This is a genomic window from Actinomycetospora sp. TBRC 11914 (assembly GCF_012933465.1).
Classification (GTDB): Bacteria; Actinomycetota; Actinomycetes; order Mycobacteriales; family Pseudonocardiaceae; genus Actinomycetospora.
This window is the reverse complement of record NZ_JABBND010000006.1, coordinates 66794-92250: the sequence shown is the minus strand read 5'-3', so window position 1 is coordinate 92250 and position 25457 is coordinate 66794. Positions and strand designations below refer to the sequence as shown.

Annotated in this window: 25 protein-coding genes; 20 read left to right on the top strand and 5 right to left on the bottom strand. The window is 75.2% G+C overall.

Annotated elements, in window-relative coordinates; translation table 11 throughout:
• Nucleotides 1–10 precede the first annotated feature (10 nt).
• The 5 genes from HH311_RS12275 to HH311_RS12255 all read left to right on the top strand — a co-directional run bounded on the left by HH311_RS12275 (nucleotide 11) and on the right by HH311_RS12255 (nucleotide 4383).
• Entirely contained in the window at nucleotides 11–655 is a 645-nt protein-coding gene (locus tag HH311_RS12275) for an HIT domain-containing protein (RefSeq protein WP_248292496.1), read from the top strand.
• Nucleotides 652–1359 carry a phosphatidylinositol phosphate synthase gene (gene pgsA, locus HH311_RS12270; RefSeq protein WP_169183948.1) on the top strand — a complete coding sequence of 236 codons (708 nt, stop codon included), beginning with the start codon at nucleotides 652–654 and terminating at the stop codon, nucleotides 1357–1359. The genes HH311_RS12275 and pgsA overlap by 4 nt, the downstream gene beginning before the upstream one ends.
• On the top strand, nucleotides 1356–2258 hold the full coding sequence (locus HH311_RS12265; RefSeq protein WP_169183947.1) for a phosphatidylinositol mannoside acyltransferase: 903 nt from the start codon (nucleotides 1356–1358) through the stop codon (nucleotides 2256–2258). Before pgsA ends, HH311_RS12265 begins: the two co-directional genes overlap by 4 nt.
• 104 nt (nucleotides 2259–2362) lie before the next feature.
• Nucleotides 2363–3085, top strand: a complete 723-nt coding sequence (locus HH311_RS12260; RefSeq protein WP_169183946.1) for a GntR family transcriptional regulator — start codon at nucleotides 2363–2365, stop codon at nucleotides 3083–3085.
• A gap of 89 nt (nucleotides 3086–3174) precedes the next feature.
• Entirely contained in the window at nucleotides 3175–4383 is a 1209-nt protein-coding gene (locus HH311_RS12255) for an alpha/beta hydrolase (protein WP_169183945.1), read from the top strand.
• A gap of 16 nt (nucleotides 4384–4399) precedes the next feature.
• On the opposite strand, the gene HH311_RS12250 is transcribed toward HH311_RS12255, so the two are convergent.
• Both HH311_RS12250 and HH311_RS33255 read right to left on the bottom strand, forming a co-directional pair.
• Nucleotides 4400–4882, bottom strand: coding sequence for a hypothetical protein (locus HH311_RS12250; protein WP_169183944.1), 483 nt, complete (start codon nucleotides 4880–4882; stop codon nucleotides 4400–4402).
• Nucleotides 4883–4988: 106 nt separating this feature from the next.
• On the bottom strand, nucleotides 4989–6134 hold the full coding sequence (locus HH311_RS33255; protein WP_169183943.1) for an adenylate/guanylate cyclase domain-containing protein: 1146 nt from the start codon (nucleotides 6132–6134) through the stop codon (nucleotides 4989–4991).
• A 119-nt stretch (nucleotides 6135–6253) separates the two neighbouring features.
• Here HH311_RS33255 and HH311_RS12240 point away from each other — a divergent pair, with 119 nt between their 5' ends.
• The 13 genes from HH311_RS12240 to HH311_RS12180 all read left to right on the top strand — a co-directional run bounded on the left by HH311_RS12240 (nucleotide 6254) and on the right by HH311_RS12180 (nucleotide 20211).
• Nucleotides 6254–7492, top strand: coding sequence for an ROK family transcriptional regulator (locus tag HH311_RS12240; protein ID WP_312030102.1), 1239 nt, complete (start codon nucleotides 6254–6256; stop codon nucleotides 7490–7492).
• A gap of 144 nt (nucleotides 7493–7636) precedes the next feature.
• Complete coding sequence (otsB, locus tag HH311_RS12235) at nucleotides 7637–8440, top strand: trehalose-phosphatase (protein ID WP_169183942.1); 804 nt, start codon at nucleotides 7637–7639, stop codon at nucleotides 8438–8440.
• 64 nt (nucleotides 8441–8504) lie between these two features.
• On the top strand, nucleotides 8505–11075 hold the full coding sequence (locus HH311_RS12230; protein WP_312030101.1) for a glycosyl hydrolase family 65 protein: 2571 nt from the start codon (nucleotides 8505–8507) through the stop codon (nucleotides 11073–11075).
• A complete protein-coding gene (locus HH311_RS12225) occupies nucleotides 11072–11836 on the top strand; it encodes an HAD family phosphatase (protein ID WP_169183941.1) in 765 nt (254 codons plus the stop codon). The genes HH311_RS12230 and HH311_RS12225 overlap by 4 nt, the downstream gene beginning before the upstream one ends.
• 7 nt (nucleotides 11837–11843) lie before the next feature.
• On the top strand, nucleotides 11844–12842 hold the full coding sequence (locus HH311_RS12220; RefSeq protein WP_169183940.1) for an ROK family glucokinase: 999 nt from the start codon (nucleotides 11844–11846) through the stop codon (nucleotides 12840–12842).
• A complete protein-coding gene (locus tag HH311_RS12215) occupies nucleotides 12839–14314 on the top strand; it encodes a sugar porter family MFS transporter (protein ID WP_169183939.1) in 1476 nt (491 codons plus the stop codon). Before HH311_RS12220 ends, HH311_RS12215 begins: the two co-directional genes overlap by 4 nt.
• 69 nt (nucleotides 14315–14383) lie before the next feature.
• Nucleotides 14384–15646 carry a glycosyltransferase family 4 protein gene (locus tag HH311_RS12210; protein ID WP_169183938.1) on the top strand — a complete coding sequence of 421 codons (1263 nt, stop codon included), beginning with the start codon at nucleotides 14384–14386 and terminating at the stop codon, nucleotides 15644–15646.
• Nucleotides 15643–16686: an NUDIX domain-containing protein gene (locus HH311_RS12205; RefSeq protein WP_312030100.1), complete on the top strand. Its 1044-nt coding sequence runs from the start codon at nucleotides 15643–15645 to the stop codon at nucleotides 16684–16686. Before HH311_RS12210 ends, HH311_RS12205 begins: the two co-directional genes overlap by 4 nt.
• 176 nt (nucleotides 16687–16862) lie before the next feature.
• On the top strand, nucleotides 16863–17765 hold the full coding sequence (pdxS, locus tag HH311_RS12200) for a pyridoxal 5'-phosphate synthase lyase subunit PdxS (RefSeq protein WP_169183937.1): 903 nt from the start codon (nucleotides 16863–16865) through the stop codon (nucleotides 17763–17765).
• Nucleotides 17766–17809: 44 nt separating this feature from the next.
• The gene (locus tag HH311_RS32630; RefSeq protein WP_169183936.1) at nucleotides 17810–18520 is read left to right on the top strand and encodes a hypothetical protein; all 711 of its coding nucleotides are present in this window, start codon (nucleotides 17810–17812) and stop codon (nucleotides 18518–18520) included.
• 35 nt (nucleotides 18521–18555) lie between these two features.
• Nucleotides 18556–18996, top strand: a complete 441-nt coding sequence (locus tag HH311_RS12190; protein ID WP_169183935.1) for a hypothetical protein — start codon at nucleotides 18556–18558, stop codon at nucleotides 18994–18996.
• A gap of 46 nt (nucleotides 18997–19042) precedes the next feature.
• Nucleotides 19043–19666: a pyridoxal 5'-phosphate synthase glutaminase subunit PdxT gene (gene pdxT / locus HH311_RS12185; RefSeq protein ID WP_169183934.1), complete on the top strand. Its 624-nt coding sequence runs from the start codon at nucleotides 19043–19045 to the stop codon at nucleotides 19664–19666.
• Between the two features lie 44 nt (nucleotides 19667–19710).
• On the top strand, nucleotides 19711–20211 hold the full coding sequence (locus HH311_RS12180; protein ID WP_169183933.1) for a helix-turn-helix domain-containing protein: 501 nt from the start codon (nucleotides 19711–19713) through the stop codon (nucleotides 20209–20211).
• Here HH311_RS12180 and HH311_RS31705 read toward each other — a convergent pair.
• A complete protein-coding gene (locus HH311_RS31705; RefSeq protein WP_169183932.1) occupies nucleotides 20208–20708 on the bottom strand; it encodes a PaaI family thioesterase in 501 nt (166 codons plus the stop codon). The genes HH311_RS12180 and HH311_RS31705 overlap by 4 nt on opposite strands.
• A 262-nt stretch (nucleotides 20709–20970) precedes the next feature.
• Here HH311_RS31705 and HH311_RS12170 point away from each other — a divergent pair, with 262 nt between their 5' ends.
• Nucleotides 20971–21732 (top strand): YebC/PmpR family DNA-binding transcriptional regulator, encoded by a 762-nt coding sequence (locus HH311_RS12170; protein ID WP_169183931.1) that lies wholly within the window; start codon nucleotides 20971–20973, stop codon nucleotides 21730–21732.
• Nucleotides 21729–22232, top strand: a complete 504-nt coding sequence (locus HH311_RS12165) for a GNAT family N-acetyltransferase (RefSeq protein WP_169183930.1) — start codon at nucleotides 21729–21731, stop codon at nucleotides 22230–22232. Before HH311_RS12170 ends, HH311_RS12165 begins: the two co-directional genes overlap by 4 nt.
• Before the next feature lie 38 nt (nucleotides 22233–22270).
• Here HH311_RS12165 and HH311_RS12160 read toward each other — a convergent pair whose 3' ends face one another.
• Complete coding sequence (locus tag HH311_RS12160) at nucleotides 22271–22756, bottom strand: hypothetical protein (protein ID WP_169183870.1); 486 nt, start codon at nucleotides 22754–22756, stop codon at nucleotides 22271–22273.
• 1685 nt (nucleotides 22757–24441) lie between these two features.
• Nucleotides 24442–25107 (bottom strand): recombinase family protein, encoded by a 666-nt coding sequence (locus HH311_RS12155; protein WP_169183929.1) that lies wholly within the window; start codon nucleotides 25105–25107, stop codon nucleotides 24442–24444.
• Between the last annotated feature and the right edge of the window lie 350 nt (nucleotides 25108–25457).

Genomic DNA, 25457 nt, shown 5'->3' with positions numbered 1-25457 from the left:
TGGGTCCGCGATGAACGACGACGGGGTCACCAGCGAGCAGGTACCGGGGACGGCGTCGCCCGGCCTGCCGGCCCAGCCCGGTCGGCCCGAGTCCGGGGTGCCCCTCGAGCACCCGCCGGAGGCCGACGAGCTCGAGGGGGCCGGCACCCCGGACGGCTTCCGCCGGCTCTGGGCGCCGCACCGGATGGCCTACATCGCCGGGGAGGCCGGGACCGGGGAGGTCGACGGCGGGTGCCCGCTGTGCGCGATCCCGGGGCGCTCCGACGACGACGGGCTCGTCGTCGCCCGCGGCGAGCTGGTGTACGCCGTGCTCAACCTGCACCCCTACAACCCGGGGCACCTCATGGTCGTGCCCTACCGCCACGTGGCCCTGCTCGACGAGCTCACCGACGCCGAGTCGGGCGAGCTCATGCGCTTCACCCAGCACGCGCTGCGGGCGCTGCGGGCGATGTCGGCGCCCCACGGGTTCAACGTCGGGATCAACCTCGGGCACGTCGCCGGGGGATCGCTCGCCGACCACCTGCACCAGCACGTGGTGCCGCGCTGGGGCGGCGACGCCAACTTCATCACCGTGATCGGCCAGACCAAGGTCATCCCCGCGCTGCTCGCGGAGACCCGGGCCCGGCTGGCCGAGGTCTGGACCGGGACGACATGATCAACGAGTGGGGGCGTGCGGCGATCAGCCGCAGCCTCGAGCCGGCCGGGAAGTGGCTCGTCGCCCGGGGCATCCACCCGGACGCGATGACGGTGTTCGGCACCGCGGGCGCCACCGGGTTCGCGATCTGGCTGATCCCCACCGGGCACCTGTTCGCGGCGTCGATGATCGTGTGGGGCTTCGCGATGCTCGACGTCCTCGACGGGGCGATGGCGCGCGCCCGGGGGGTGTCGAGTCCCTTCGGCGGGGTCCTCGACTCGCTGTGCGACCGGATCGTCGACGGCACGGTCTTCGCGGGGATCGCGTGGTGGGCCGCCGCGAACGACCGGTGGACCGTCGTGGCGCTCGCCCTCATCTGCCTGGTCAGCGGCCAGCTGATCTCCTACATCAAGGCACGCGCCGAGGCGGCGGGCCTGCGCGGCGACGGCGGGATCGTCGAGCGGGCCGAGCGCCTCATCCTCGGGCTCGCCGGGATCGGGCTCACCGGCCTCGGCCTCTGGTGGGCGGTCGACGTGACGCTGTGGCTGCTGACGGTCGGGTCGCTGGTGACCGTGGCACAGCGCATCGCCACCGTCTGGGTGAGCGCCCGCGAGCAGTACGGGGCGGCCACCGGCGTCACCGGCGGCCCGCACCCGCCGGCGGACACCACCGAGGAGCCGAGCAGCCCCGCGGGCTCGAGCGCCCCGCGCGACGCCGAGCGGTGAGGCCCGCCGAGCGCGCCGCCGACCTCGGCTACGCCGCGGGCTGGGGTCTGGTCCGCGGGCTGCCCACGCCGGTCGCGCGCGGGCTGTTCGACGCCGGGGCCGACCTCGCCGCCCGGCGTCGCGGGCCCGGCATCGCGCGGCTGCGGGCGAACTACGCCCGGGTGCGCCCCGACCTCACCGCCCACCAGCTCGACGAGCTCACCCGCGCCGGCGTCCGCTCCTACGCCCGCTACTGGCGCGAGGCGTTCCGGCTGCCGTCGATGGACCTCAAGGAACTGGCCGAGCGCGTCGACCCCGCCGTGCACGGCCGCGAGCACCTCGACGCCGCCCTCGCCCGCGGCCGCGGCGCGGTGGTGGCGCTGACCCACTCCGGCAACTGGGACGTGGTCGGGGCGTGGGCGGTGCAGCGCTACGGCGGGTTCGCGACGGTGGCCGAGCGGCTGCGGCCCGAGGCGCTGTTCCGGCGGTTCGTCGACTACCGCCAGTCCCTCGGCTTCGAGATCCTCCCGATGACCGGCGGCGAGACCCCGGTGCGCGGCCTGCTGCGCGCGCTGCGCGCCGGGCGGATCGTCTGCCTCGTCGCCGACCGCGACCTGTCCCACCGCGGCGTGCCCGTCGACCTCTTCGGCCACCGCGCGTCGATGCCGCCCGGCCCCGCCTCGCTGGCGGCGGCGACGGGCGCGGCGCTGCTGCCGCTGGGCTGCTGGTTCACCGGCCCGGGCACCCGCGACGACGACGGCGAGGGCTGGGGCTTCCGCATCCACCCGCCGGTGGAGGTCGCCTCCCGCGCCGACGTGCCCGCCGCCACCCAGGCCGTCGCCGACGCGTTCGCGACCGAGATCGCCGCGCACACCCAGGACTGGCACATGCTGCAGCGCATCTGGCCGGACCTGGGCTGAACCCGTCCCCGGGCGCATGGTCGCTCGTGGAACACGCAACGATCCCGCAGCCGCAACCGCTTGCGGCCCGGGAGGCCCCGTCCGCTCGTGGTAGGACCGGTGCCGTGCTGACGTCCCGCACCGCGCACGTCGAGGCCGAGGTCGAGCGGCTCTGTCGCGAGCTCGGCCCGGGCGCGCTGCTGCCGGGGGAGCGCGAGCTCGCCGAGCGCTTCGGGGTCTCCCGCTCGACGGTCCGCCTGGCCCTGGCCGAGCTCACCACCCGCCGCGTCGTCGAGCGCCGCCACGGGGCGGGGACCTACGCGCGCCGCACGGCGCCGGCCCAGCCGCTGGACGCGCTGTCGTTCCACGACGACATGACCCGCCGCGGGCTGCGGCCGTCGTCGCGGCTGCTGTGGAGCGACGAGATCGCCGCGGACGCCGACCTCGCGGCCCACCTCGAGGTCCCCGTCGACGACCCGGTGCGCCGCTTCGCCCGCCTGCGCCTGGCCGACGGCCAGCCCATGGCCCGCGAGCTGCTCCACGTGCCCACCCGGATCGTCCCCGGCATCCGCGGCGCCGACCTCGACGGCGAGGCCTCCTGGTACGCCCTCCTCGAGTCCCGCTACGGACGGCGGGTGGCCGACGGCGTCCAGACCGTCGAGCCGGTGCTGGTCGAGGGCGAGGACGCCGCCCTGCTCGGCATCTCCTCCGGCCGCGCGGGCTGGCGCTTCCGCCGGACCTCGCGCGATGACCGCGGCACCGTCGTCGAGCGCGTCGACGCGCTGGTCCGCGCCGACCGCTACCTCGTCGAGGTCGGCATCACGCGCCCGCGCCTGTCGCTGCGCTGAGTCGCGGCGCGGTCCCCCGATCGGGCCTCCGCCCCCGACCCGCGCTGTCGGAGATCACCACGGCGGCGCACGCCGTACCCTTCGCGCCCATGACGACGACCGCCCGCCCGCGGCGAGGGCGCGTGTCCGGGGCGGTCGCCGCCGTCGGGCTGGTCGTCGCGGGAGCCGCCGCGCTGGTGGTGCTGCTGGTGGCGCTCGGCGCCCTCGTCCCCGGGCTCGGGTCGCTCTCCGGGTACGCCACCCTGGTCGTGCCCGCGTCCGGGCCCACCCTCGTCGTCGTCGGGCTCGTCGCGGTGCTGCTGGCGGTGGCGCTGCGCCGTCGGCTGCGGCGCGCGGGCACCGTCGTCGCCGTCGGGGCGGGGGTCGCGACGGCGGCCCTGGTCGTGGTGGTCGTGCTCGTCGTCGCCGCCGTGCTCGGCGCGGGCGGAGCGGTGAACCCGGTGACGGCGGTCGCCCCGGGCACCGGCTTCGCCGCCCCCGACGGCGACCCGGTCTACGGGACCGGCCCCGACGGCGCCCCGCTGCACGCGGCGGTGTGGAACCCCCGCGGGGCCACCGGTCCCGCTCCCGTCCTGGTGTACGTGCACGGCGGCGGCTGGGTCGGCGGCTCCGAGCTCGGCAGCGCCGACGACCTGCGGGCCTTCGCCGACCACGGCCGCCTCGTCGTCAGCGTCGGCTACACCCTGTCCTCGCCCGGGCGCCCGACGTGGGACGTCGCCGGGCCGGAGGTCGCGTGCGCGCTGACGAAGGTCGCCGCGCTCGCCCCGGGGCTGGGCGGCGACCCGACCCGCATCGTGCTGGCCGGGGACTCCGCTGGCGGGCAGCTCGCGGTGTCGGTGGCCTACCACGCGGCCTCGGGCACGCAGACGTCGTCGTGCGGCGGCGTCGTGCCGGTCCCGCGGGGCGTGCTCGTGCAGTACCCGGCCGTCGACCTCGTCGACGGCTACGAGCACGGGTACGACCCGGGCCACCCCGGGTCCTCGGCCGCGTACCTGCTGCGCTGGTACCTCGGCGGCACCCCGCAGCAGGTGCCCGACCGGTACCGGGCGCTCTCCGGGGTCCCCGCGATCACCCCGCACGCGCCGCCGACGCTCGTCCTCGGCCCGACCCGCGACGAGCTCGTCCCGCCGGGCGGCGTCGCGCGGTTCGTGGCGACGGCCCGCGCCGCCGGCGTCGACGCGACGCTCGTGCGCGTGCCGTACGCGAACCACGCCTACGACACGCTGGGCACGGGGTCGCTCGGCAACCAGGCGAGCCTCTCGATCCGTGAGCACTGGCTCACCGAGCACGGCTGGTAGGTCTCGGCGGAGCTCCTCAGCGGAGGATCTCGACCAGCAGCACCCAGGCGCCGATCAGCCCACCGAGGAGCGAGAACCCGATCGCGGGGGCGAGCCAGAGGAGCCCGCCGAACCCGTCGGCGAGCAGCCCGACCCCGGCCAGGAGCGTGCCCACGGCGAGGACCACCGGGGGCACCAGCGTGGTGAACACCCACGCGAGGCGGGGCACCTCGGGGATCGGCCGGGGCAGCATCACGGTCAGGGCGCCCCCGGCGAGCACGGCCACCACGACGAGCACCACCCCGAGCGCCGTCGTGCCCCACGGCACCAGGAGCGCGAGCGCCAGGAACACGGGCGTGGCGAGCAGCACCAGCGTCGACCCGGCGCGAGCGGTGATGCGCGTCGAACCCAGGACCGACGAGATGTTGATCGACAGGGCCACGAACAGCAGGCCGGCGAGGGCGGCGGCGGCACCGGCGGTGGCGACCGCGAAGTCGCTCCAGGCCTCGGGGTCGGTCACGCCGGAGAGTCTCGGGGCAGCCCGCCGCGGTGCGCCAGGGGTGATCACTCCGAGGAGCAAAGGAGGCATGGCGGCGGGCTCCGCGGGGTGCCTCACGTACCCCTGATCACGCCGAGTCGGGGCCGGCCCCCAGCGCCGCGAGATCCACGACGGCGAGCGAGCCCGCGTCGCGGAGGGCCTTGGTGTCGGAGCCGGTGAGGTCGGCGAGCACCTGGTAGGTCAGCGCCATCGGGTCGATCCCGAGGCCCCGGGCGGCGTCGGCGTCGAGGCGCTCCAGGACGGTCTTCGAGACGAGCGTCTGGCCGCCCGACGCGACGTGCTCGATGCGGGCGCACTCGTTGACCTCGTCGCCGAGCGCGGTGACCTCCAGGCGCCCGCCGGTGACGATCTGGCCGATGTAGAGGTTCGCGCCCCAGTGCACGCCGAGGTTCACCCGGCAGTCCTCGAGCCGGACGCCGACGCCCTCCGCCGCGAGCTCCTCGACGATCGCCCGGACCGCGGGCGGGAAGGCCAGCGCGACGGCGACGGCGGCCGCCGCCGCGTCCGACTCGGCCGGGCCGCTGTCCTGCCCGGCCTGGGCGGAGAGGAAGAACGCGCTCGCCCCGTCGCCGGCGTGCTTGCCGACGATGCCGCCGTGCCGGGCCACGAGGTCGTCGAACGTCGTGGTGAACCGGCGGACCAGCTCGAAGTAGGCCGGGGTGGGCAGCAGGCGGGAGAGCCGGCCCGACGAGTCGATGTCGGCGAACACCACCGCCGTGGGCCGACGACGGGGCTCGGTGAGGTCGGCCATCCGCGCGAACATCGCCTCGTCGCCCTCGCTGACCAGCGCGAGCACCCGCGCGGGCAGCAGCGGCGCGAAGACCAGCGCGGTGCCGGCGAGCGACCCGTCCGCGGCGCGGACGGTCACCCCGAGCATCCCCACCGGACGCCGCCGCTTCGCCAGGTGGAGCTCCACCGGCGACACCCAGACCGGCGCCGGGTCGCTGTCGCTCGCGAGGCGCTGCTCGAGTTCCTCGCGCACCCCACGGCGGGCCTCCTCCGACAGCATCCCCGCCCACAGCGGCAGTTCGAGTCCCTCGTCGATGTGCCGGCCGTAGCCGACCTCGGCGGAGTCGTCGGCGCCGGCCAGCTCGAGCAGCTGCGGGGACACCCACCGCAGCCGCCCGTCGCCGTCGTAGACCTGCGACGCGGTGCGGCTCGCCTCGAGTGCCTCGATGACGGCCTGGCGGAGCTCGGAAAGCCGGTCGTCCACCGAACGGACGCTAGCGGTGCGACGCCGGGACGTGCCGCACGGGACCGGACGCGCCACCCGCGCGGGGTTGTCCGGGCGATGTAGTGACATGGACCACAGTGCCGCGCTACGTTCAACCGGTGAACGCGGCGGGGCCCGGATCGCCCGCGGGACTGCGGGAGGCGAACCGACGCCGGGTGCTGGACGCCGTCCTCGCGGCGGGCGAACCGACCCAGGCGGGCATCGCCGCGGCCACCGGGCTGGCGCCGGCCACGGTGTCGAACATCGTCCGCCAGCTCGTGGACGTCGGCAGCCTGACGGCGACGACGACGGTGCGGGGCGGGCGCCGGGTGCGGGCGGTGCGGGTGGTGCCGCCCGCGGGCCACGTCGCCGGGATCGACTTCGGGCACCGCCACGTCCGCGTCGGGCTGGCGCGCGCGGCGGACACCCTCCCGCGCACCACCGCGGAGGGTGTGCCCGGACCGCCGGTGCCCCTCGTCGCGGAGCGGGAGGCCGACCTCCCCGACGGCCACGGCGTCGACGACGGGCTCGACACGGCGGCCGTGATGCTCGACCAGGCGCTGGCCGCCGCGGGCGTCGACCGCGCGGAGCTCGTCGGCGTCGGGGTGGGGCTGCCGGCGCCGGTCGATGTCCGCACCGGCGCGGTGGGCGAGCCCGGCATCCTCCCGGGCTGGGTGGGGGTGGACGCCGCGCACCGGGCCGGGCGGCGGCTCGGCGTCCCGGTCGCGGTGGACAACGACGCCCTGCTCGGCACCCTCGCCGAGCAGGCCTGGGGCGCGCTGGCGGACGTCCGGGACGCCGTCTACCTGAAGCTCTCCGACGGCGTCGGCGCCGGCCTCGTCCTCGACGGGCGCCCCTACCGCGGCCGCACCGGGACCGCGGGCGAGATCGGCCACGTCGTCGTCGCCGACGACGCGGGCGGGCCCACCGGCGGGGTCGGCAGCACGGTCTGTCGCTGCGGCAACCGCGGGTGCCTGGAGACCTGGGCGTCGACGACGACCGTCGTCGGCCTGCTCGAGCCGCTCCTCGGGCGGCCGCTGACGATCGCCGAGGTGGTCGCCCGCGCCCGCGCCGGCCACGCCCCGTCACGGCGGGTGCTGGCCGACACCGGCGGCCACGTCGGTCGTGCGCTGGGCGGTCTGTGCAGCGTGCTCACCCCCGCCCGCGTCGTCGTCGGCGGCGAGCTCGCCCAAGCCGGCGACCTGCTGATCGAGCCGCTCCACGCGGCGCTCGTGCGCTGGGCACTGCCCGGGGCGGCGGAGGGCGTCGAGGTCGTCCCCGCGCGGCTCGGGGCCCGCGCGCACGTGCTCGGAGCCGTCGCGCTCGCGGGCGAACTCGCGCTCGGGACGCGTGGGTGATCGCCTCCGACGGGTAGGCCCGGACCGTGCCAAGATCACGACCGTGCGTTCATCCGTTGACCGCGGGAGCGCTCGGACCTAGCCTGTGAACCGCGTCACACGCCGACGTCGGTGCGGGCGCATGTCGACGGGGAGGTCGCACCGATGAGCGCGCGAGCGTCCGAGCTGCCCGACCCGGGGTCGGTGCTGGCCGAGCGCGGCGAGGACCGGACACCGGCGGTGTTCCTCGACTACGACGGGGTCCTCACGCCGATCGTCGACAACCCGTCCGACGCCGTGATGACCCCCGAGATGCGCCGCATCGTCTCCGACCTCGCCCGCCGGGCGAGCGTCTGCGTGGTGTCGGGGCGCGACCGCGGGGTGGTCACCGAGCTGATGGGCCTCGACGACCTCATCGTCGCCGGCAGCCACGGCTTCGACATCTGGGACCCGCGCTCCGGGGTGATCACGCACGACGCGTCCTCCGGGTTCGAGGAGCTCGTCGAGAAGGTCACCGCCGAGGTCTCCGAGCGCGCCGCGGCCATCGAGGGCACGCTCGTCGAGCCCAAGCACGCCTCGGTGGCGCTGCACTACCGCGGGGTCGACCCGGCCCGCCACGGCGAGGTCGCCGAGCTCGTCGACGCGGTGCTCGCCGCCCACCCCGGGGAACTGCGGGTGACCCCCGGCAAGCTCGTCCACGAGATCCAACCCAAGATCGACTGGAACAAGGGGCGCGCGGTCGAGCACCTCCTCGACGTCCTCGACCTGCGCGGGCCGGGCACCCTGCCGATCTACCTCGGCGACGACGTCACCGACGAGGACGCGTTCCGCGCGCCGAGCATCGCCGACGGCGGGCTCGGGGTGCTCGTCATCGACCCCGCCGACGCCGCGGGCCGCGACACCGCGGCCTCGGCCGTGCTGCCCGACGTCGAGCGCGTCGGCCGCTTCCTCGACGGGCTCGCCCGCTAGCGCCCGCGGACCCGCCGCCCCACCCGTTGCCCACCGACCGAACCGAGCCCCCGAGGAGACCGCGGTGGTCAGTCCCGCGACCGAGAAGGACCTCACCGAGACCAGTTCCGACGGTGACGGCTGGACGCTGAGCTGGGAAGGCGTCGATCCGGAGGAGGAGGGCCTGCGCGAGGCGCTGTCCTCCACCGGGAACGGCTACTTCTGCACGCGCGGCGCCGCGGAGTGGGAGGAGACCGACCCGCCCGCGCACTACGCCGGCACCTACGCCCACGGGGCCTACAACCGCGAGACGACGATCCTCGGCGGCCGGCCGGTGCTCAACGAGGACCTCGTCAACCTGCCGAACTGGCTCGTCCTCATGCTGCGCATCGAGGGCGAGGAGGCGATCACGCTCGACAACGTCGAGGTGCTCGAGTACCGCCACACCTACGACATCCGCACCGCCACCCTGAGCCGGCTCTTCCGCTTCCGCGACCGCGCCGGGCGCGAGACGACGCTGCGCAGCCGGCGCTTCGTCTCCATGGCCCACAGCCACCAGGCGGCGATCGAGTGGGTGCTCACGCCGGAGAACTGGTCGGGCAACGTCGGGATCGTCTCGGCGATCGACGGCCGCGTCGACAACAACATGGTGGCCCGCTACCGCGACCTCGAGGGGCGCCACCTCGACCCGGTCACCCCGCGCACGTTCGGGCCCGAGATCATCGCGCTGAAGGTGCGCACCCGGCAGTCGAACCTCTACATCTCCGAGGCCGCCCGCACCCGGGTGGCCCGCAGCCGCGGCCGCTCGTGGCAGGCCGTCGAGCCGAAGCGCACGTTGCACCAGATGAACGACTACATCCAGCAGGTCCTCGACCTCGAGGCCCACGAGGGCGAGTCGATCAAGGTCGAGAAGCTGGTCTCGTTCTTCACCAGCCACGACAACGCGATCACCGAGACGCTCACCGCGGCCGGCCGCCACGTCGAGCGCTACCCGGACTTCGCCGAGGCCTTCGCCGAGCACGAGTCGGCCTGGACCGAGCTCTGGGACGTCGCGGCGATCGACCTGCCGTCGGAGCCCCGCGTGCAGCTGCTGCTGCGCTTCCACACCGCGCACATCCTGCAGGTGTGCTCGCGGCACACCGCGCGGCACGACGCGGGCGTCCCCGCCCGGGGTCTCAACGGCGAGGCCTACCGCGGCCACGTGTTCTGGGACGAGCTCTACGTCTACCCGTTCCTGGACTTCCGGCTGCCCGAAGTCACCCGCGGTCTGCTCATGTACCGCTACCGCCGGCTCGCCGAGGCGCGGGCCGCGGCGGCGGAGGCGGGCTACTCGGGCGCGATGTTCCCGTGGCAGTCCGGGTCCGACGGCACCGAGGAGACCCAGGTGGTCCACCTCAACCCGCTCTCGGGCCAGTGGGACCCCGACCACTCGCACAACCAGCGCCACGTCAACGCGGCGATCTTCTACAACGTCTGGCAGTACTACCAGGCCACCGACGACCTGGAGTTCCTGCGCGACTACGGCGCCGAGCTGATGCTCGAGATCGCCCGCTTCTGGGCCTCGATCGCGCACCGCAACCCGCAGACCGGGCGCTACGAGATCCACGGCGTGATGGGCCCCGACGAGTTCCACGAGGCCTACCCCGGCGCCACCGAGGGCGGGCTGCGCAACAACGCCTACACCAACGTGATGGTCGCCTGGATCTGCTCGACGGCGCCCCGGGTGCTCGCGATGCTGCCGACCAGCCGGCGGCGCGCCCTGCGCACCCGGCTGGGCATCACCGACGCCGAGGTCGAGCGCTGGGGCGAGATGGCCCGCCTGATGTACGTGCCCACGCACGCGACGCCCGACGGGAGCCGCGTCGTCAGCCAGTTCGAGGGCTACGAGAAGCTCGAGGAGCTGGACTGGGACGCCTACCGGGCCAAGCACACCAACATCCAGCGCATGGACCGCATCCTCAAGGCCGAGGGCTCGGACCCGGACCGCTACAAGGTCGCCAAGCAGGCCGACGCGGTGATGCTGTTCTTCCTCTTCTCCGCCGACGAGCTGCGCGAGATCCTCGGCCGGCTGGGCTACGACGACATCGCGGGCGACCCCGAGCTGGCCCGCCGGACCATCGACTACTACGACCGGCGCACCTCGCACGGCTCGACGCTGTCGCTGGTCGCGCACGCCGCGGTGCTCGCCGGGATCGACCCGGCCAGCTCGTGGGAGCGGTTCCTGGTCGCGCTGGAGTCCGACGTCGGCGACGTCCAGGGCGGCACCACCAAGGAGGGCATCCACATGGGTGTCATGTCGGGCACGCTCGACCTCCTGCAGCGCGCCTACGTGGGGTGCAGCGTCCACGACGGGGTCCTGTACTTCGCGCCGCGGCTGACCACCCGGCTCGACGGCCTGCGCTACTCGATGGTCTTCCAGGGCACGAGCCTCCAGGTCTCGGTGGCCGACGGCGAGCTCGTCGTCGAGGTCGCCACCGAGGGGTTCTCGCACCCGGTGAAGGTCGGCATCGGGGGCGAGGTGCGCGAGATGGGGGCCGGGGACCGGGCGTCGGTGCGGCTGGCGGAGGACGCCGCGGACATCCCGGCGCCGACGGGTCCGTCCGGGCACGACGACGGGCAGGTGCTGATCGGGCACAACGGGAGGAGCGAGCAGTGAGCAGCCAGGACGTCAGCGGGGGCTTCAGGGGCGCGATCTTCGACGTCGACGGGGTGCTCGTCGACTCCCCGCACGAGGAGGCGTGGCGGCAGTCGCTGCAGGAGCTGATGGAGGGCCCCTGGTCCGACATCCGCGCGCAGACGACGTGGACCCCGGAGGCGTTCACCCCCGAGCTCTACCACCAGCGGATGTCGGGCAAGCCGCGCAAGGCCGGCGCCACCGCGGCGCTGGAGTACTTCGGCGTGCCCGACCTCGACCGCCGGGTCACCGAGTACGGCGAGCACAAGCAGGAGATGATCATCCGGCTGATCACCGACGGGAAGTTCTCGGCGTACGACGACGCCGTGCGCTTCGTCCTCGCGGTGAAGAACGCGGGCATCCCGGTCGCGGCGGCCTCGTCGTCGAAGAACGCGAAGCTGTTCCTCGAGCGGGTGGACCTCGGCAAGTACGGCGGCTCTGGGAACCTGCACGAGGCGTTCGACGTCGACGTCTCCGGGCGCGACTTCGCCCAGGGCAAGCCGCACCCGGAGATCTTCCTGACGGCGGCCAAGGAGCTCGGGGTCGACCCGCACGACGCGTTCGTCGCCGAGGACGCGACCAACGGCATCCAGGCCGCCAAGGCCGGGGAGTTCGGCGCCATCGGGGTCTCGCGGGCCGACGACGTCGACGCCCTCGCGGCCGAGGGCGCGGACATCGTCGTGACCGACATGGGCACCATCGACGTCGCCGCCCTGTCCTCCCACCGGCTCGCGACGACGTGAGCCGGCCATGAGTACAGACGCGATTCCCACCGACGCCCTGACCGTCGGGGTCGACGTCGGCGGCACCAAGATCGCCGCCGGGGTGGTCGACGGGACCGGGAAGCTGCTCGCGCACACCCGCCGGGAGACCCCGGCCCAGAGCACCTCCGGGGTGCTCTCGGGCATCGCCGACGCGGTGCGCGAGCTCGCCGTGACCCACGAGGTCGCGGCGGTCGGGATCGGCGCGGCGGGCTTCGTCGACGCCGGGCGCTCGACGGTCATGTTCGCGCCCAACCTCGCCTGGCGCGACGAGGACCTCCGCGCGTCGCTGACCGCGCAGCTCGGGCTGCCGGTCGTCGTCGAGAACGACGCCAACGCCGCGGCGTGGGCCGAGTCGCGCTTCGGCGCGGGCCGCGACCACGACGACCTGGCCGCCATCACGATCGGCACCGGCGTCGGGGGCGGCCTCGTCGTCGGCGGGCGGCTGCTGCGCGGCGGGTACGGGGTGGCCAGCGAGATCGGCCACATCACGATGGTCCCCTACGGCCGGCGCTGCGGGTGCGGGCTGCAGGGGTGCTGGGAGCAGTACGGCTCCGGGCGCGCGCTGGTCACCGAGGCCCGCGAGATCGCCCGTCACTCGCCCGCGTTCGCGGCCGGGCTCCTCGCCGACGCCGGCGGCGACCCGGACGGGATCTCGGGGGAGATGGTCACGGCCGCCGCGCAGCGCGGCGACGTGGGCGCCCTGCACTGCTTCGACGAGATCGGGCGGTGGATCGGACTCGGACTGGCGCAGCTCGCCGCCGTGCTCGACCCCTCGCTGTTCGTCATCGGTGGCGGCGTCTCCGCGGCGGGGGAGGTGCTGCGCTCCCGGGTCGAGGACGTCTTCCGGGGCAACCTCACCGGGCGCGGGCACCGTCCCGTGGCCGAGGTGCGCCTCGCCGAGCTCGGCTGGGAGGCCGGGATGGTCGGCGCCGCCGACCTGGCACGTACGCATTCCGACACTGCCGTCCCGGGGAGGGCGTCATGACCACCGATTCACCCGCCGGGTCATCCGACCCGGCCGCCGGCGCCGGCGGTACCGGCGCCAGACCGACGACGTCGGCCAAGGCGATCCTGATCTCGATCGTGGCCGCAGTCGGCGGGTTCCTGTTCGGCTTCGACTCCAGCGTCATCAACGGCGCCGTCGACGCCCTGAACAGCAACTTCAACCTGACGAACAGCCCGCTGCTGTCCGGCTTCGCGGTGGCCTGCGCCTTGCTCGGCTCGGCGGTCGGCGCGTGGTTCGCCGGGCCGGCGGCCGACCGCTACGGCCGTGTCCGGGTCATGCTGATCGCGGCGGCGCTGTTCGCGATCAGCTCGATCGGGGCCGGCCTCGCGTTCGCGGTCTGGGACCTCATCATCTGGCGCATCCTCGCCGGCGTCGGCATCGGCATCGCCTCGGTGATCGCCCCGGCCTACATCGCCGAGATCGCCCCGGCCCACATCCGCGGGCGGCTCGCCTCGCTGCAGCAGATGGCCATCGTGCTCGGCATCTTCATCGCCCTGCTCTCCGACGCCCTGCTGGCCGGGGTGGCGGGCGGCGCCGCCAACACCTTCTGGCTCGGGCTGGAGGCGTGGCGCTGGATGTTCATCGTCGGGATCATCCCGTCGGTCATCTACGCGATCCTCGCCCTGCGCATCCCGGAGTCGCCGCGCTACCTGGTGGCCCGCGGCGACCTGAGCCGGGCCGGTGAGGTCCTGCAGACGGTGGAGCCCGGCCGGACGGCCACGGCGACCAAGGCGAAGGTCGACGAGATCGCGGACACGCTGCGCCGCGAGGAGAAGCCGTCGCTGCGTGACCTCCGCGGCGATCGCTTCGGCCTGAAACCGATCGTGTGGGTCGGCATCCTGCTGTCGGTCTTCCAGCAGTTCGTCGGCATCAACGTGATCTTCTACTATTCGACGACGCTGTGGCAGGCCGTCGGCTTCTCCGAGTCCGACTCGTTCACGGCCTCGGTGATCAACGGTCTGATCAACGTGCTGTCGACGATCGTGGCGATCCTCATCGTCGACAAGGTCGGCAGACGTCCGATGCTCATCGGCGGCTCGATCGGCATGACGATCACGCTCGGCATCATGGCGATCGCCTTCTCGCAGGCGGTGCCGGCGGTGAGCCAGAGCGGCAAGTCGACCGTCGCGCTGCCGGGGGTCTGGGGGCCGATCGCCCTGGTCGCGGCGAACCTGTTCGTCGTGTCCTTCGCGATCACGTGGGGCCCGGTCGTCTGGGTCCTGCTCGGTGAGATGTTCCCGAACTACCTGCGTGCCGCCGCCCTCGCCGTCGCGGCCGCCGCGCAGTGGATCGCGAACTTCCTGATCACCGTGACGTTCCAGGCGCTGGCCAGTGTCGGGCTGACCCTCGCCTACGGGCTCTACACCTTCTTCGCGCTGCTCTCGCTGGTCTTCGTCCTGAGAGCCGTGAAGGAGACCAAGGGCAAGGAGCTGGAGGAGATGGTCGCCTAGGCCTTCGGCCATGTGAACGGATGTGGTCGCCCGGACGACCACATCCGTTCACATGGGACTCTGTCCCCCATGCGCGTCGGCCTCGTCTGCCCGTACTCGCTCGACGTCGCGGGCGGGGTCCAGGCGCACGTCCTGGACCTCGCCCGCGCGTTGGTGCGCCTCGGGCACCACGTCGACGTCCTCGCCCCGGCGAGCGAGTCCACCCCGGTGCCGGACTTCGTCACCCGGGCGGGCCGCGCGGTCGGGATCCCCTACAACGGCTCGGTCGCGCGGCTGACGTTCGGCCCGGTCTCGATGCACCGGGTCCGGCGCTGGCTGCGGGCCGGCGCGTTCGACGTGCTGCACCTGCACGAGCCGACCGCGCCCAGCCTGTCGATGCTCGCGCTCGCCGTCGCCGACGGACCCGTCGTCGCGACCTTCCACACCTCGACGCCGCGGTCGCGGACGATGATCGCGTTCCAGCCGGTGCTCCGCCCGCTGCTCGAGCGGGTCACCGCCCGGATCGCGGTCTCCCCGCTGGCCCGCCAGGTCTACGTCGAGCACCTGGGCGGGGACGCCGTCGAGATCCCCAACGGGGTCGACGTCGCCGCCCTGGCCGCCGGGGCGGCGGATCCGATCCCGCGCCCGGAGGGATGCACGACGGTCGGGTTCCTCGGCCGGTTCGACGAGCCCCGCAAGGGCATGGCCACCCTGCTCGAGGCGCTGGTGCCGCTGGCGGAGCGCCAGGACGTGCGGCTGCTGGTGGTGGGGCGCGGCGACGTCGCCGAGCTGCGCCACCGGCTGCCCGCCGTGCTCACCGGCCGGGTGGACGTCCTCGGCGCCGTCGACGAGGCCACCAAGGCCCGCGCGCTCGGCGCGATGGACGTCCTCGCCACCCCGAACACCGGCGGCGAGAGCTTCGGCATCGTCCTCGCCGAGGGCATGGCCGCGGGCACGCCCGTCGTCGCCAGCGACCTCGAGGCGTTCCGGCGGGTGCTCACCGACCCCGACTCCGGCGCCGTCGCGGGGCTCCTCCTCCCGCCCGAGGACGCCGCGGCGTGGTCGCGGGGTCTGGGCGCCCTGCTCGCCGACCCCGCACGCCGAGCGGCCCTGGCGCACGCCGGGCGGTCCCGGGTGGCCGCGTTCGACTGGTCGAGCGTGGCCGCGGCGGTCCTGCGCGTCTACGAGGTGGCGGTCGCCGCGGATCCCCGGCAGGTCGCGGCGCGGGAGGACGCCGCGGTGGCCGTCGCGGGCGTCGGCGGACACCTCGGCTCGGACCGCGGTCGTGTCGGCGCGCGGGACGGTCCGCGCCCGGCCGACGCCGCCCCCGGGCGCCTACCGTCGTCGTCGTGAACCTGTTCGGCCCGGGCGGCTGGCTCGTCGTGCTCCTCGTCGCCCTCGTCGTCGTGGTGCTCCTCTGGACCGCCACCGTGATGATCGCGCGGGCCCGCCGGCTCGACCGTCTCCACGTGCGGGTCGACGCGGCCCGCCACGGGCTCGTCGAAGCCCTCGACCGCCGCGCCGCGGTGCTCCGGGCGGTCGCGGCCAGCGCCCCGCCCTCGGCGCTCTCGCCGACCGACCGCCGCGCCCTGCGGGCCGCCGCCCGCGCCGCCGAGGCGGCCGAGGGCGCGGAGGCCCGGGAGGCCGCCGAGAACGACCTCGTCGAGCAGCGCGGCCGGCTCGACACCGACCTGCTGCCCCCGGACCTGTCGGCCGAGCTGGCCGACGCCGACGCGCGGGTGGTGGTCGCCCGGCGGGTCCACAACGACGCGGTCCGCGACACCCGCGCGCTGCGGGGCCGGCGGATGGTGCGGGTGCTCCACCTGGCCGGGACGGCGCCGTGGCCGCGCTACTTCGAGATCGCCGAGGTGGGGGAGGGGCCCGGTCCGGACCGGTTCGACGTGGCCGTGGCCCGCGACGCCGCGCGGGTGGTCGTGCTCGACGCGGACGACCGGGTGCTGCTGTTCGAGGGCGTCGACCCCGCGCGCCCGTCCGAGGCGTTCTGGTTCGCCCCGGGCGGCGGGATCGAGCCCGGCGAGGAGGCGGCCGAGGCCGCGTGGCGCGAGCTGACCGAGGAGACCGGGATGGCCGAGGGCAAGCCCGGGGTCGGGGAGCTCGCCGGGCCCGTGTGGGTGCGCGACGTCCTGTTCGACCACGACGGCGTCACCTACGCCGCGCGCGAGGTGTTCTTCCTGCTCCACGTCGACCCCGCGCCCGACGTCGACGTCTCCGGCTTCACCGAGCAGGAGCGTCGCACGGTGCGTCGCCACCGGTGGTGGACCCGGACCGAGCTCGCGGCCACCGTCGACGTCGTCTACCCCCGCCAGCTCGCCGAGCTGCTGGGCGACCCGGGGTCGTTGGCGCCGCTGAACCCGCCGGTGCCGATCCAGTAGGGGCCCCGTCCCGGTGCAAGCGGAGCGTCGTTGCTTGCATCCAGTGGCAGGAAATCCGCTTCGTCGAGATCGTTCGTACGGCCGTGACGTGGGCTGCGTCCCGGCCGCCTGACGACGTCGGGGGGCGCGTCTAGCATCGGGGGCGTTCCACTGCCGTGCCCGATGGAGGACCCGCTGTGACCCGCCCCGACCCGACCCCCGCCGCCGAAGCCCGGGGCGTCAAGCGCGGTCTCGCCGACATGCTCAAGGGCGGCGTGATCATGGACGTGGTCACGCCGGAGCAGGCGAGGATCGCCGAGGACGCCGGCGCGGTGGCCGTCATGGCGCTCGAGCGCGTGCCCGCCGACATCCGCGCCGACGGCGGCGTCGCCCGCATGTCCGACCCCGACATGATCACGGGGATCGTCGACGCGGTGTCGATCCCGGTGATGGCCAAGGCCCGCATCGGCCACTTCGTCGAGGCCCAGGTGCTGCAGTCGCTCGGCGTGGACTACGTCGACGAGTCCGAGGTCCTCACCCCGGCCGACGAGGCGCACCACATCGACAAGTGGGCGTTCACCGTGCCGTTCGTCTGCGGCGCGACCAACCTCGGCGAGGCGCTGCGCCGCATCGGCGAGGGCGCCGCGATGATCCGGTCGAAGGGCGAGGCCGGCACCGGCAACGTCGTCGAGGCCACCCGCCACATGCGGGCCATCCGCGCCGACGTCCGCCGGCTCTCGCGGATGGACACCCAGGAGCTCTACGCCGCGGCGAAGGACCTCCGGGCCCCGCTGCCGATCGTCACGGAGATCGCCGAGACCGGGAAGCTGCCGGTCGTGCTGTTCACCGCGGGCGGGATCGCCACCCCGGCCGACGCGGCGATGATGATGCAGCTCGGCGCCGAGGGCGTCTTCGTCGGTTCCGGCATCTTCAAGTCGGGCGACCCGGCGCGGCGCGCCGAGGCCATCGTCAAGGCCACCACCTTCCACGACGACCCGGACGTCATCGCCAAGGTGTCCGCCGGGCTGGGCGAGGCGATGGTCGGGCGCACGACGTCCGACATGCCCGAGGCCGAGAAGCTGGCGAGCCGCGGCTGGTGAGGCCTGCACATCCGCCTGACGACCGGGGTGGGAGGATCGCGACGATGACCGGGGAGCCGAGCGAGGGCGCACGCCGCGCCCGCGTGGTCCCGCGTCCGGGGCCCGGACGCCCGCCGGGAGGTCCCGGCGGCCCTGCGCGGCCGCAGCCCGGCCCCGGCCCGGTGGACGCGGAGACCGAGGTCCTGCCCCGGGTCGACCCGCCGGGGGCACCGGCCGGACGCCCCGCCCCCGCCCCCCGCGGTCGCGCCGGGCATGCCGCCGCGGCGGCGGTGGCCGCGGCGACGGGCTCGCCGACCGGTCCCGACGCCCCGGTCCGGACTGCGCCCGACGCCGGCCGCGCGGACGCTCCCGAGGATCCCGACGACGAGGCCGGGTCCGGCTCCGAGCGCCGCTACGGCATGGGCACCCCCGCGCTGGTCCTGGGGCTGCTGGCCGCGGGGACCTGCTGGACCGGCTGGGCCGGGGTGGTGCTCGGGCTCTTCGGTGTCGCCGCGGGCTACCTCGGGGCGCGGCGGGCCTGGAAGGGTCTCGCGACCGACGGTGCCCGGTCCCTCGGTGGGCTCGTGCTCGGCGCGATCGGGCTGGTGATCGGTGCGGTCGTCGTCTGGCCCACGCTCTTCGGCACCGGCAACTTCGGCGACGGCCTCACCCTCGACCAGTGCCTCCAGCAGGCCAAAGGGGCCTTCCAGATGCACATGTGCAAGTCCCAGCACATCACCGAGTTCAACCAGCGGTTCCCGAACGCCTCCACCTGACGGGCCCCGGGAGCGACCTGGCACCATCGGGCGCCATGACGACCTCCCGCCCCGCGGACGCGGGTGACGGCGCCGCCGCCGGCTCCACGCCGAGTCGCGGCCTCGAAGGCTGGGGCACCCCGGCCCTGGTGCTGGGGGTCATCGCGGCAGGCACCGCCTGGCTGTTCGGCTGGGTGGGGATCGTGGTCGGCCTCGCCGCCGTGGTCGTCGGCTTCATCGGCGCCCGCAAGGCGTTCCACGATCCGGACCGCTCCGGCGGCGCCGCCCTCGTCGGGCTCGTCCTCGGGCTGGTCGGGCTGGTGTGGGGTCTGGCGATCGTCGTCCCCGCCCTGCTCGGGGTCGGTACCTTCGGGGAGGGGATGACCCTCGACCAGTGCATGGCGCAGGCCACGGGCCAGCAGGAACAGCGCATGTGCGCCAGCCAGCACCTCGACGAGTACCGGGCCCGGTTCCCGGGCAGCACGTTGAACGAGTGAGCCGGGCCGGCCACCTGACAGGGGCGGCCCGCGGGACGGAGCAGCCATGACCGCCGCCGGGCCCCCGGTGGGAGTCCTCGCCCTCCAGGGCAACGTCGCCGAGCACCTCGACGCGCTGGGCGCGTGCGGGGCCGACCCCCGGCCGGTGCGCCGGCCGGGCGAGCTCGCGGAGGTCTCCGGGCTCGTGCTGCCCGGCGGCGAGTCCACCACGCTCTCGAAGCTCCTGGTGGCCTTCGACCTGCTCGAGCCGTTGCGTGAGCGGCTCGCCGCCGGGATGCCCGCGTTCGGGTCCTGCGCCGGGATGATCCTGCTCGCGCGCGAGGCCATCGATGCCCGGCCCGACCAGCACCAGCTCGGCGCCCTGGACATCGTCGTGCGCCGCAACGCCTTCGGCCGGCAGGTGCAGTCGTTCGAGACCGACCTGTCGGTGACCGGCGTCGGGGGCGGCCCGGTCCGCGCGGTGTTCATCCGGGCGCCGTGGGTCGAGTCGGTCGGGCGGGGGGTCGACGTGATCGCGCGCGTCCCGTCCAGCGTCGGGGGAGCGGCGTCCGGCAAGGTCGTCGCGGTCCGCCAGGGCCCGGTGATGGCGACCGCCTTCCACCCCGAGCAGACCGGCGACGCCCGCCTGCACGACCTGTTCCTGCGCCGCGTCCGCGAGTACGCGGCGTAGCGCGACGGCTGGGTGGCGCGCGGCCACCCAGGTATCGTGGTCGGATGAGCGAGACGAGCACCCCCGCCTGGCGCGAGCTCGACTCCGGCGCCTGCTCGATCGCCCGCACCATGGCCGTGATCGGCGAGCCGTGGACCGTGCTGGTGCTGCGCGACCTCCTCAACGGGATCCGCCGCTTCGACGAGCTGGTCGACCACCTCGGCATCGCGCGCAACGTCCTCACCCGCCGCCTGACTACGCTGGTCGACGCGGGCCTCGTCGAGACCCGCGAGTACCGCGAGCCGGGGCGTCGGGCGCGGCGCGAGTACCGCCCGACGACGGCGGGCCGCGACCTGCGGACAGTCCTCATCGCCCTGATGGCCTACGGCGACCGGCACCACGCCGGCCCGGCCGGGCCGCCCGCCGTCGTCGAGCACGAGTGCGGCGCCCCGGTGACGGTGCAGGAGGTCTGTGCCGACGGGCACGTGCTCGGCCCGCGCGACCGGGTCCGGACGGTGCCCGGGCCGGGGTCCCGACGCCGGGCGGAGGCGGTTCCCGCCGGCTAGGGCCGGATGATCAGGCAGCTCGACGTCGCCTCGCCGAGCAGGCGCCCGGCCGCGTCGGTGATCGACGCCCGCGCGAGCGCGGTCCGTCGGCCGGCCGACACGACGACGCCCTCGCAGTGCACCAGGCCGGTGTCGGCGGTCATCGGGCGCAGGAAGCGCACCGAGAGGTCGATGCTCGTGTAGCCGACGCCCGCGGGCAGCGTCGACTGCACCGCGCACCCGCAGGAGGAGTCGAGCAGCGTCGCGTAGACACCGCCGTGCACCGAACCGATCGGGTTGTAGTGGTACTCGGCGGGCTCGAGCGTGAACACCACGCGGCCCTCATCGACGGACTCCACCGCGGCCCCGATCGTCGCCATGATCGGCGGGGGCGGCAGCTCGCCGTCGCGCATGGCCTCGAGGAACGCCAGACCGCTGCGTTGCGGGGCCTGGGCGGCGAGCGCCCGCGGGTCCTCCCAGCGGTACGACCGTTCGCGGACGACGACGTCGGTGCTCACGCGGGGACCTCCTGGGTTGCGATAGAGAACCCAGACGCTAGGACGTCGCGCTGCCGCGGGCAACGGCGGCCGCGTCACACCGGTCGCGGCACGGCGTCCCACCGGCTGTGACGTCGTCGGTAGACTGGACGGTCGAGGCAGGCGAGCGCGACGGCCCCGGGTCGTCCGGAGGTCGGGTCGCGCCCCGTGCCGTCGTCGGAACGCCCCCGATGTGCGCCGACGCCGCACGGCAACGCGCGCGAGGACGAAGGGCGGGAGAGTCATGAGCGGCCACTCCAAGTGGGCGACGACGAAGCACAAGAAGGCCGCCATCGACGCCAAGCGCGGCAAGATGTTCGCGAAGCTGATCAAGAACATCGAGGTCGCGGCCCGCACCGGCGGCGGCGACCCGGCGGCCAACCCGACGCTCTACGACGCCATCCAGAAGGCGAAGAAGACGTCGGTGCCGAACGACAACATCGACCGGGCGGTCAAGCGCGGCTCCGGCGCGGAGGCCGGGGGCGCCGACTACCAGGCGATCACCTACGAGGGTTACGCGCCCGGCGGCGTCGCGGTGCTCATCGAGTGCCTCACCGACAACAAGAACCGCGCCGCCGGCGAGGTCCGCACCGCCATGAACCGCAACGGCGGGGCGATGGCCGACCCGGGCTCCGTCGCGTACCTGTTCAACCGCAAGGGCGTCATCCTGGTCCCCAAGGAGCAGGCCTCGGGCGAGATCACCGAGGACGACCTCCTGCTCGCCGTGCTCGAGGCCGGCGCCGAGGAGGTCAACGACTACGACGAGAACTTCGAGGTCGTCTGCGAGGCCGGAGACCTCGTCGCCGTGCGGACCGCGCTGCAGGACGCCGGGATCGACTACGACTCCGCGGAGGCGGCCTTCGTCCCGTCGATGAACGTCGAGGTCGACGCTGACGGGGCCCGCAAGGTGCTGCGGATCATCGACGCGCTCGAGGACTCCGACGACGTGCAGAACGTCTACTCGAACTTCGACGCCTCCGACGAGGTCATGGCCGAGGTCGGGTGAGCCGGGCGCCGGTGCCCTCCGGCGCGCCCGACTGCTCCGTCGGTCCGCTGCGCCCCGAGCACGCCGGCGAGGCGCTGACCGTCCAGTACGCGGCCTACCTCTCCGAAGGACGTCGCTACCGCACGACCGAGATCCCGCCGTTGGTCGAGACCGTCGAGGAGCTCGCCGCGGACCTGCGGCGGCCCGACGTCGTCGGCTTCGCCGCGTGGCTCGGCCCGCGGCTCGTCGGGTCGGCGCGCCTGCGCGGGGTCGGCGGCCCTGACCCGGTGGCCTTCGTGCGCTACTCCGTGGCTCCCGACGTCCAGGGCCGCGGCATCGGCTCGGCCCTGATCGACGCGGCGCACGAGGTGCTGCCCACCGGCACGACCTCGTGGCTCGTCACCGGGGTGGACAGCGCGGAGAACCTGGCCCTCTACCGGCGGCGCGGTTACGCCGAGCGCGGTCGTGAGGTGGACGCCGCGGGCGTCGCGGTGGTCCGGATGGAACGCCTCGCCCCCTGATCGGGGGAAGGATCGGCGCGCCTCCGTGCGTCGGACCGTCACCGGCGCGCCGCCCGCCCGTTGCGCTTGGCAGGTGGCGCCGCGCGGGCGCTCCGCGAGGCGGGAGCGAGGATGACGACGACGAGTCCGGGGCGTGGGGAACCGGCGCCCTGGTACCCCGCCCACGAGTCCTCGAAGGCGGCGACGTCGACGATGCTGGCGGCCGCGCTCGTCGCCGTGGCGGCGCTCCTCGCGCTGATCGCCCTGCTCGTGGCCGGCGACGAGGTGTCGGCGCTCGTCGCCGCGATGGTCATGCTCGTGGCGGGGGCGAACACGTGGTCCGCCCGCCGCAGCCGGACCTGGTGGCGGGGGAGCTCCGGGGCCACGCCGCGGGCCAAGGAGCCGGCGCCGGCGCCGGCGCCCCGGCCCTCGACGCCGCCCGCGCCGGCTCCTCGACGGACCGTGGATCCGGTGGTCGAGATGGGTGCCTCCGAGCCCGCGCGCCGGTCACCGGGGTCGGCCCGCCCGGCCGGGCGCCCGGCCACCCCTGCCGAGCCGGCGCGGCGGTCGCCGATCGTCCCCGACGCGGCTCGGCGGCCGGAGGCCCCGGAGGCCGGCCGTCACGCGGCCGCGCCGGAGACCGCTCGCATCGCCGACGCTGCTGCCCCGCCCGCGTCTGCCCCGTCCCCGGCTGCCCCGCCGGCGGCTGCCCCGTCCCCGGCTGCCCCGCCGGCGGCTGCCCCGTCCCCGGCTGCCCCGCCGGCGGCTGGCCCGGCCCCGGCTGGCCCGCCGGCGGCTGGCCCGGCTGCTCCGTCCCTGGCTGCTCCGTCCCTGGCTGCTCCGTCCCCGGCTGTCCCGGCCCCGGCTGCTCGGGTCGCGGCGCGCTCGACAGGGGCTGTTCCGTCAGCGGCTGACCCGTCCCCGGCAGCGACCTCGGTGCCGACGGGCCCGCGGCCGATGCCACGCCCGCGCCCGGCACGGTCCCCCGCGCCGGCTGCCCCTGCCGCCGCCGTGCTCGGCGCCGGGTCCGCGCCCACTGTCGCGACCACGCCCGGCGGCGAGGCGCCGACACCCGACCCGGACAGCGCCGACACCGATGTCCTGAAGCGTCCGGCCTACGCCGACCTCCCGCGTCCCGCCGCCCCCGCACGCGCCACGCTGGCTCCGGTGACGTCGGTCCCGGCGCCCCCCGCGCCGGAGTCCCGCCGGCCGGAGGTCCCGGAGCCCACCGACGGACCCGCGGAACCGGTCGAGGCGGAGCCCGCCGAGCCGGCCGCCTCGGCGACGTCGCCCCGGCCGGCCCGCTCGTCGGCGTCCGCCGCTGCGCGCGCCCGCCGTCGTACGGTCACCGTCCGTCCGGTGGGCCGCCGCGTCGCGGGGTCGCGGACCCGGAGCTGATCGAGCTCCCCGGGCTCGCGAGCGGCACCCGACCGATCGAGTGGACCGGGGTGGTTGCCGCGGGAGCCGTGGGAGCCCACTCGGGAGCGGCGGCTGGGCCCGGTGCTGGTCGAGTGGGCCGGGGTGGCTGTGGCGGGAGCCGTGGGGCCCACTCGGGGGTGTGGCTGGGTCCGGTGCTGGTCGAGTGGGCCGGGGTGGCTGTGGCGGGAGCCGTGGGGGCCCACTCGGGGGTGTGGCTGGGTCCGGTGCTGGTCGAGTGGGCCGGGGTGGCTGTGGCGGGAGCCGTGGGGGCCCACTCGGGGGTGTGGCTGGGTCCGGTGCCGGTCGAGTGGGCCGGGGTGGCTGTGGCGGGAGCCGTGGGGGCCCACTCGGGAGCTGCGGCTGGGCCCAGTGCCGGTCGAGTGGGCCGGGGTGGCTGTGGCGGGAGCCGTGGGGGCCCACTCGGGGGTGTGGCTGGGCCCGGTGCCGGTCGAGTGGGCCGGGGTGGCTGTCCCGGCAGCCCTGGGAGCCCACTCGGGGGTGTGGCTGGGCCCGGTGCTGGTCGAGTGGGCCGGGGTGGCTGTGGCGGGAGCCATGGGAGCCCACTCGGGAGCTGTGGCTGGGCCCGGTGCTGGTCGAGTGGGCCGGGGTGGCTGTCCCGGCAGCCGTGGGGGCCCACTCGGGAGTTGCGGCTGGGCCCGGTGCCGGTCGAGTGGGCCGGGGTGGCTGTCCCGGCAGCCGTGGGGGCCCACTCGGGAGTTGCGGCTGGGCCCGGTGCCGGTCGAGTGGGCCGTGGTGGTTGCCGTGGCAGCCGTGGGAGCCCACTGGGAGCCGGGGCCACCGGCACCGTCCCTCAGGCCTCGCGCGCCTCGGAGTGCGGCGTGATGGGCTGACGGCCGCCGAGCTCGGGCACGTGCTTGTACAGCGTCGAACGGCTGACGCCGAGCATCCGCGCGATCGAGGCGACCGAGTTCTCCGGCCGGGCGAGCATCGTGCGCGCCTGGTGGACCTGCTCGGGCGTCAGTGCGGGCGGACGTCCGAGGCGCTGCCCCCGGGCGCGTGCGGCGGCCAGCCCGTCACGGGTCCCCTCGACGAGCAGCTCGCGCAGGAAGTCCCCGAGCGCCTCGAACACGTCGAAGACCAACCGGCCGCCCGGGTCCGTGGTGTCCAGGCCCTCGTGCAGGGAGCGGATCCCGACGCCCCGGCTCCGCAGGTCGTTCACCAGCGTGACCAGCTGCGGCAGCGACCGACTGAGCCGGTCGAGCCGGGCGACGACGAGGGTGTCGCCGGGCTGCAGGGAGGCGAGGCACGCGTCCAGCTCCGGGCGGGCCGTGCTGCCGCGGCTGGCGGCGCGGTCGAGGTAGACCCGCTCGCAGCCCGCGGCGAGCAGGGCGTCGCGCTGTTGGTCGGGACTCCCGACGTCGGGCGAGTTCACGGAACCGCGCCCATAACCGATCGCGGCGCCGGACGGCGCCTCGGGCTCCGCCGCGAGGAGGACGTGGTCCGGCGCACGGTTCATGCCGGGAATAGTAGGAGAATGCGGACGGGGACGCGATTCCCCCCCCACCCCGAAACACCGAGGGCAGTTCGAGACGAGTTGTCGTCGCACTTTTCGTCACCGCGGCCGGGTGGACGGGCAAGATCGAATTCGTTCTCTCACTCAGTGATCGTCCGACGATGCCGGAGTGGCCGATCACGAATGTTCGTTAGGGCATCACAACATTCGTCGGATGGCGTACGCCATCGCGCACGAGAGTCCGGCGCGAGGAGACCACAGGGAACGGTGCAGGTCAGCGCGTCGGTGGGGTGGCGGGCCGACCGGGCGCCCGTGGCGGCGGGCGCGCGGCCGGGACGGGGCTCCGGGGAGGT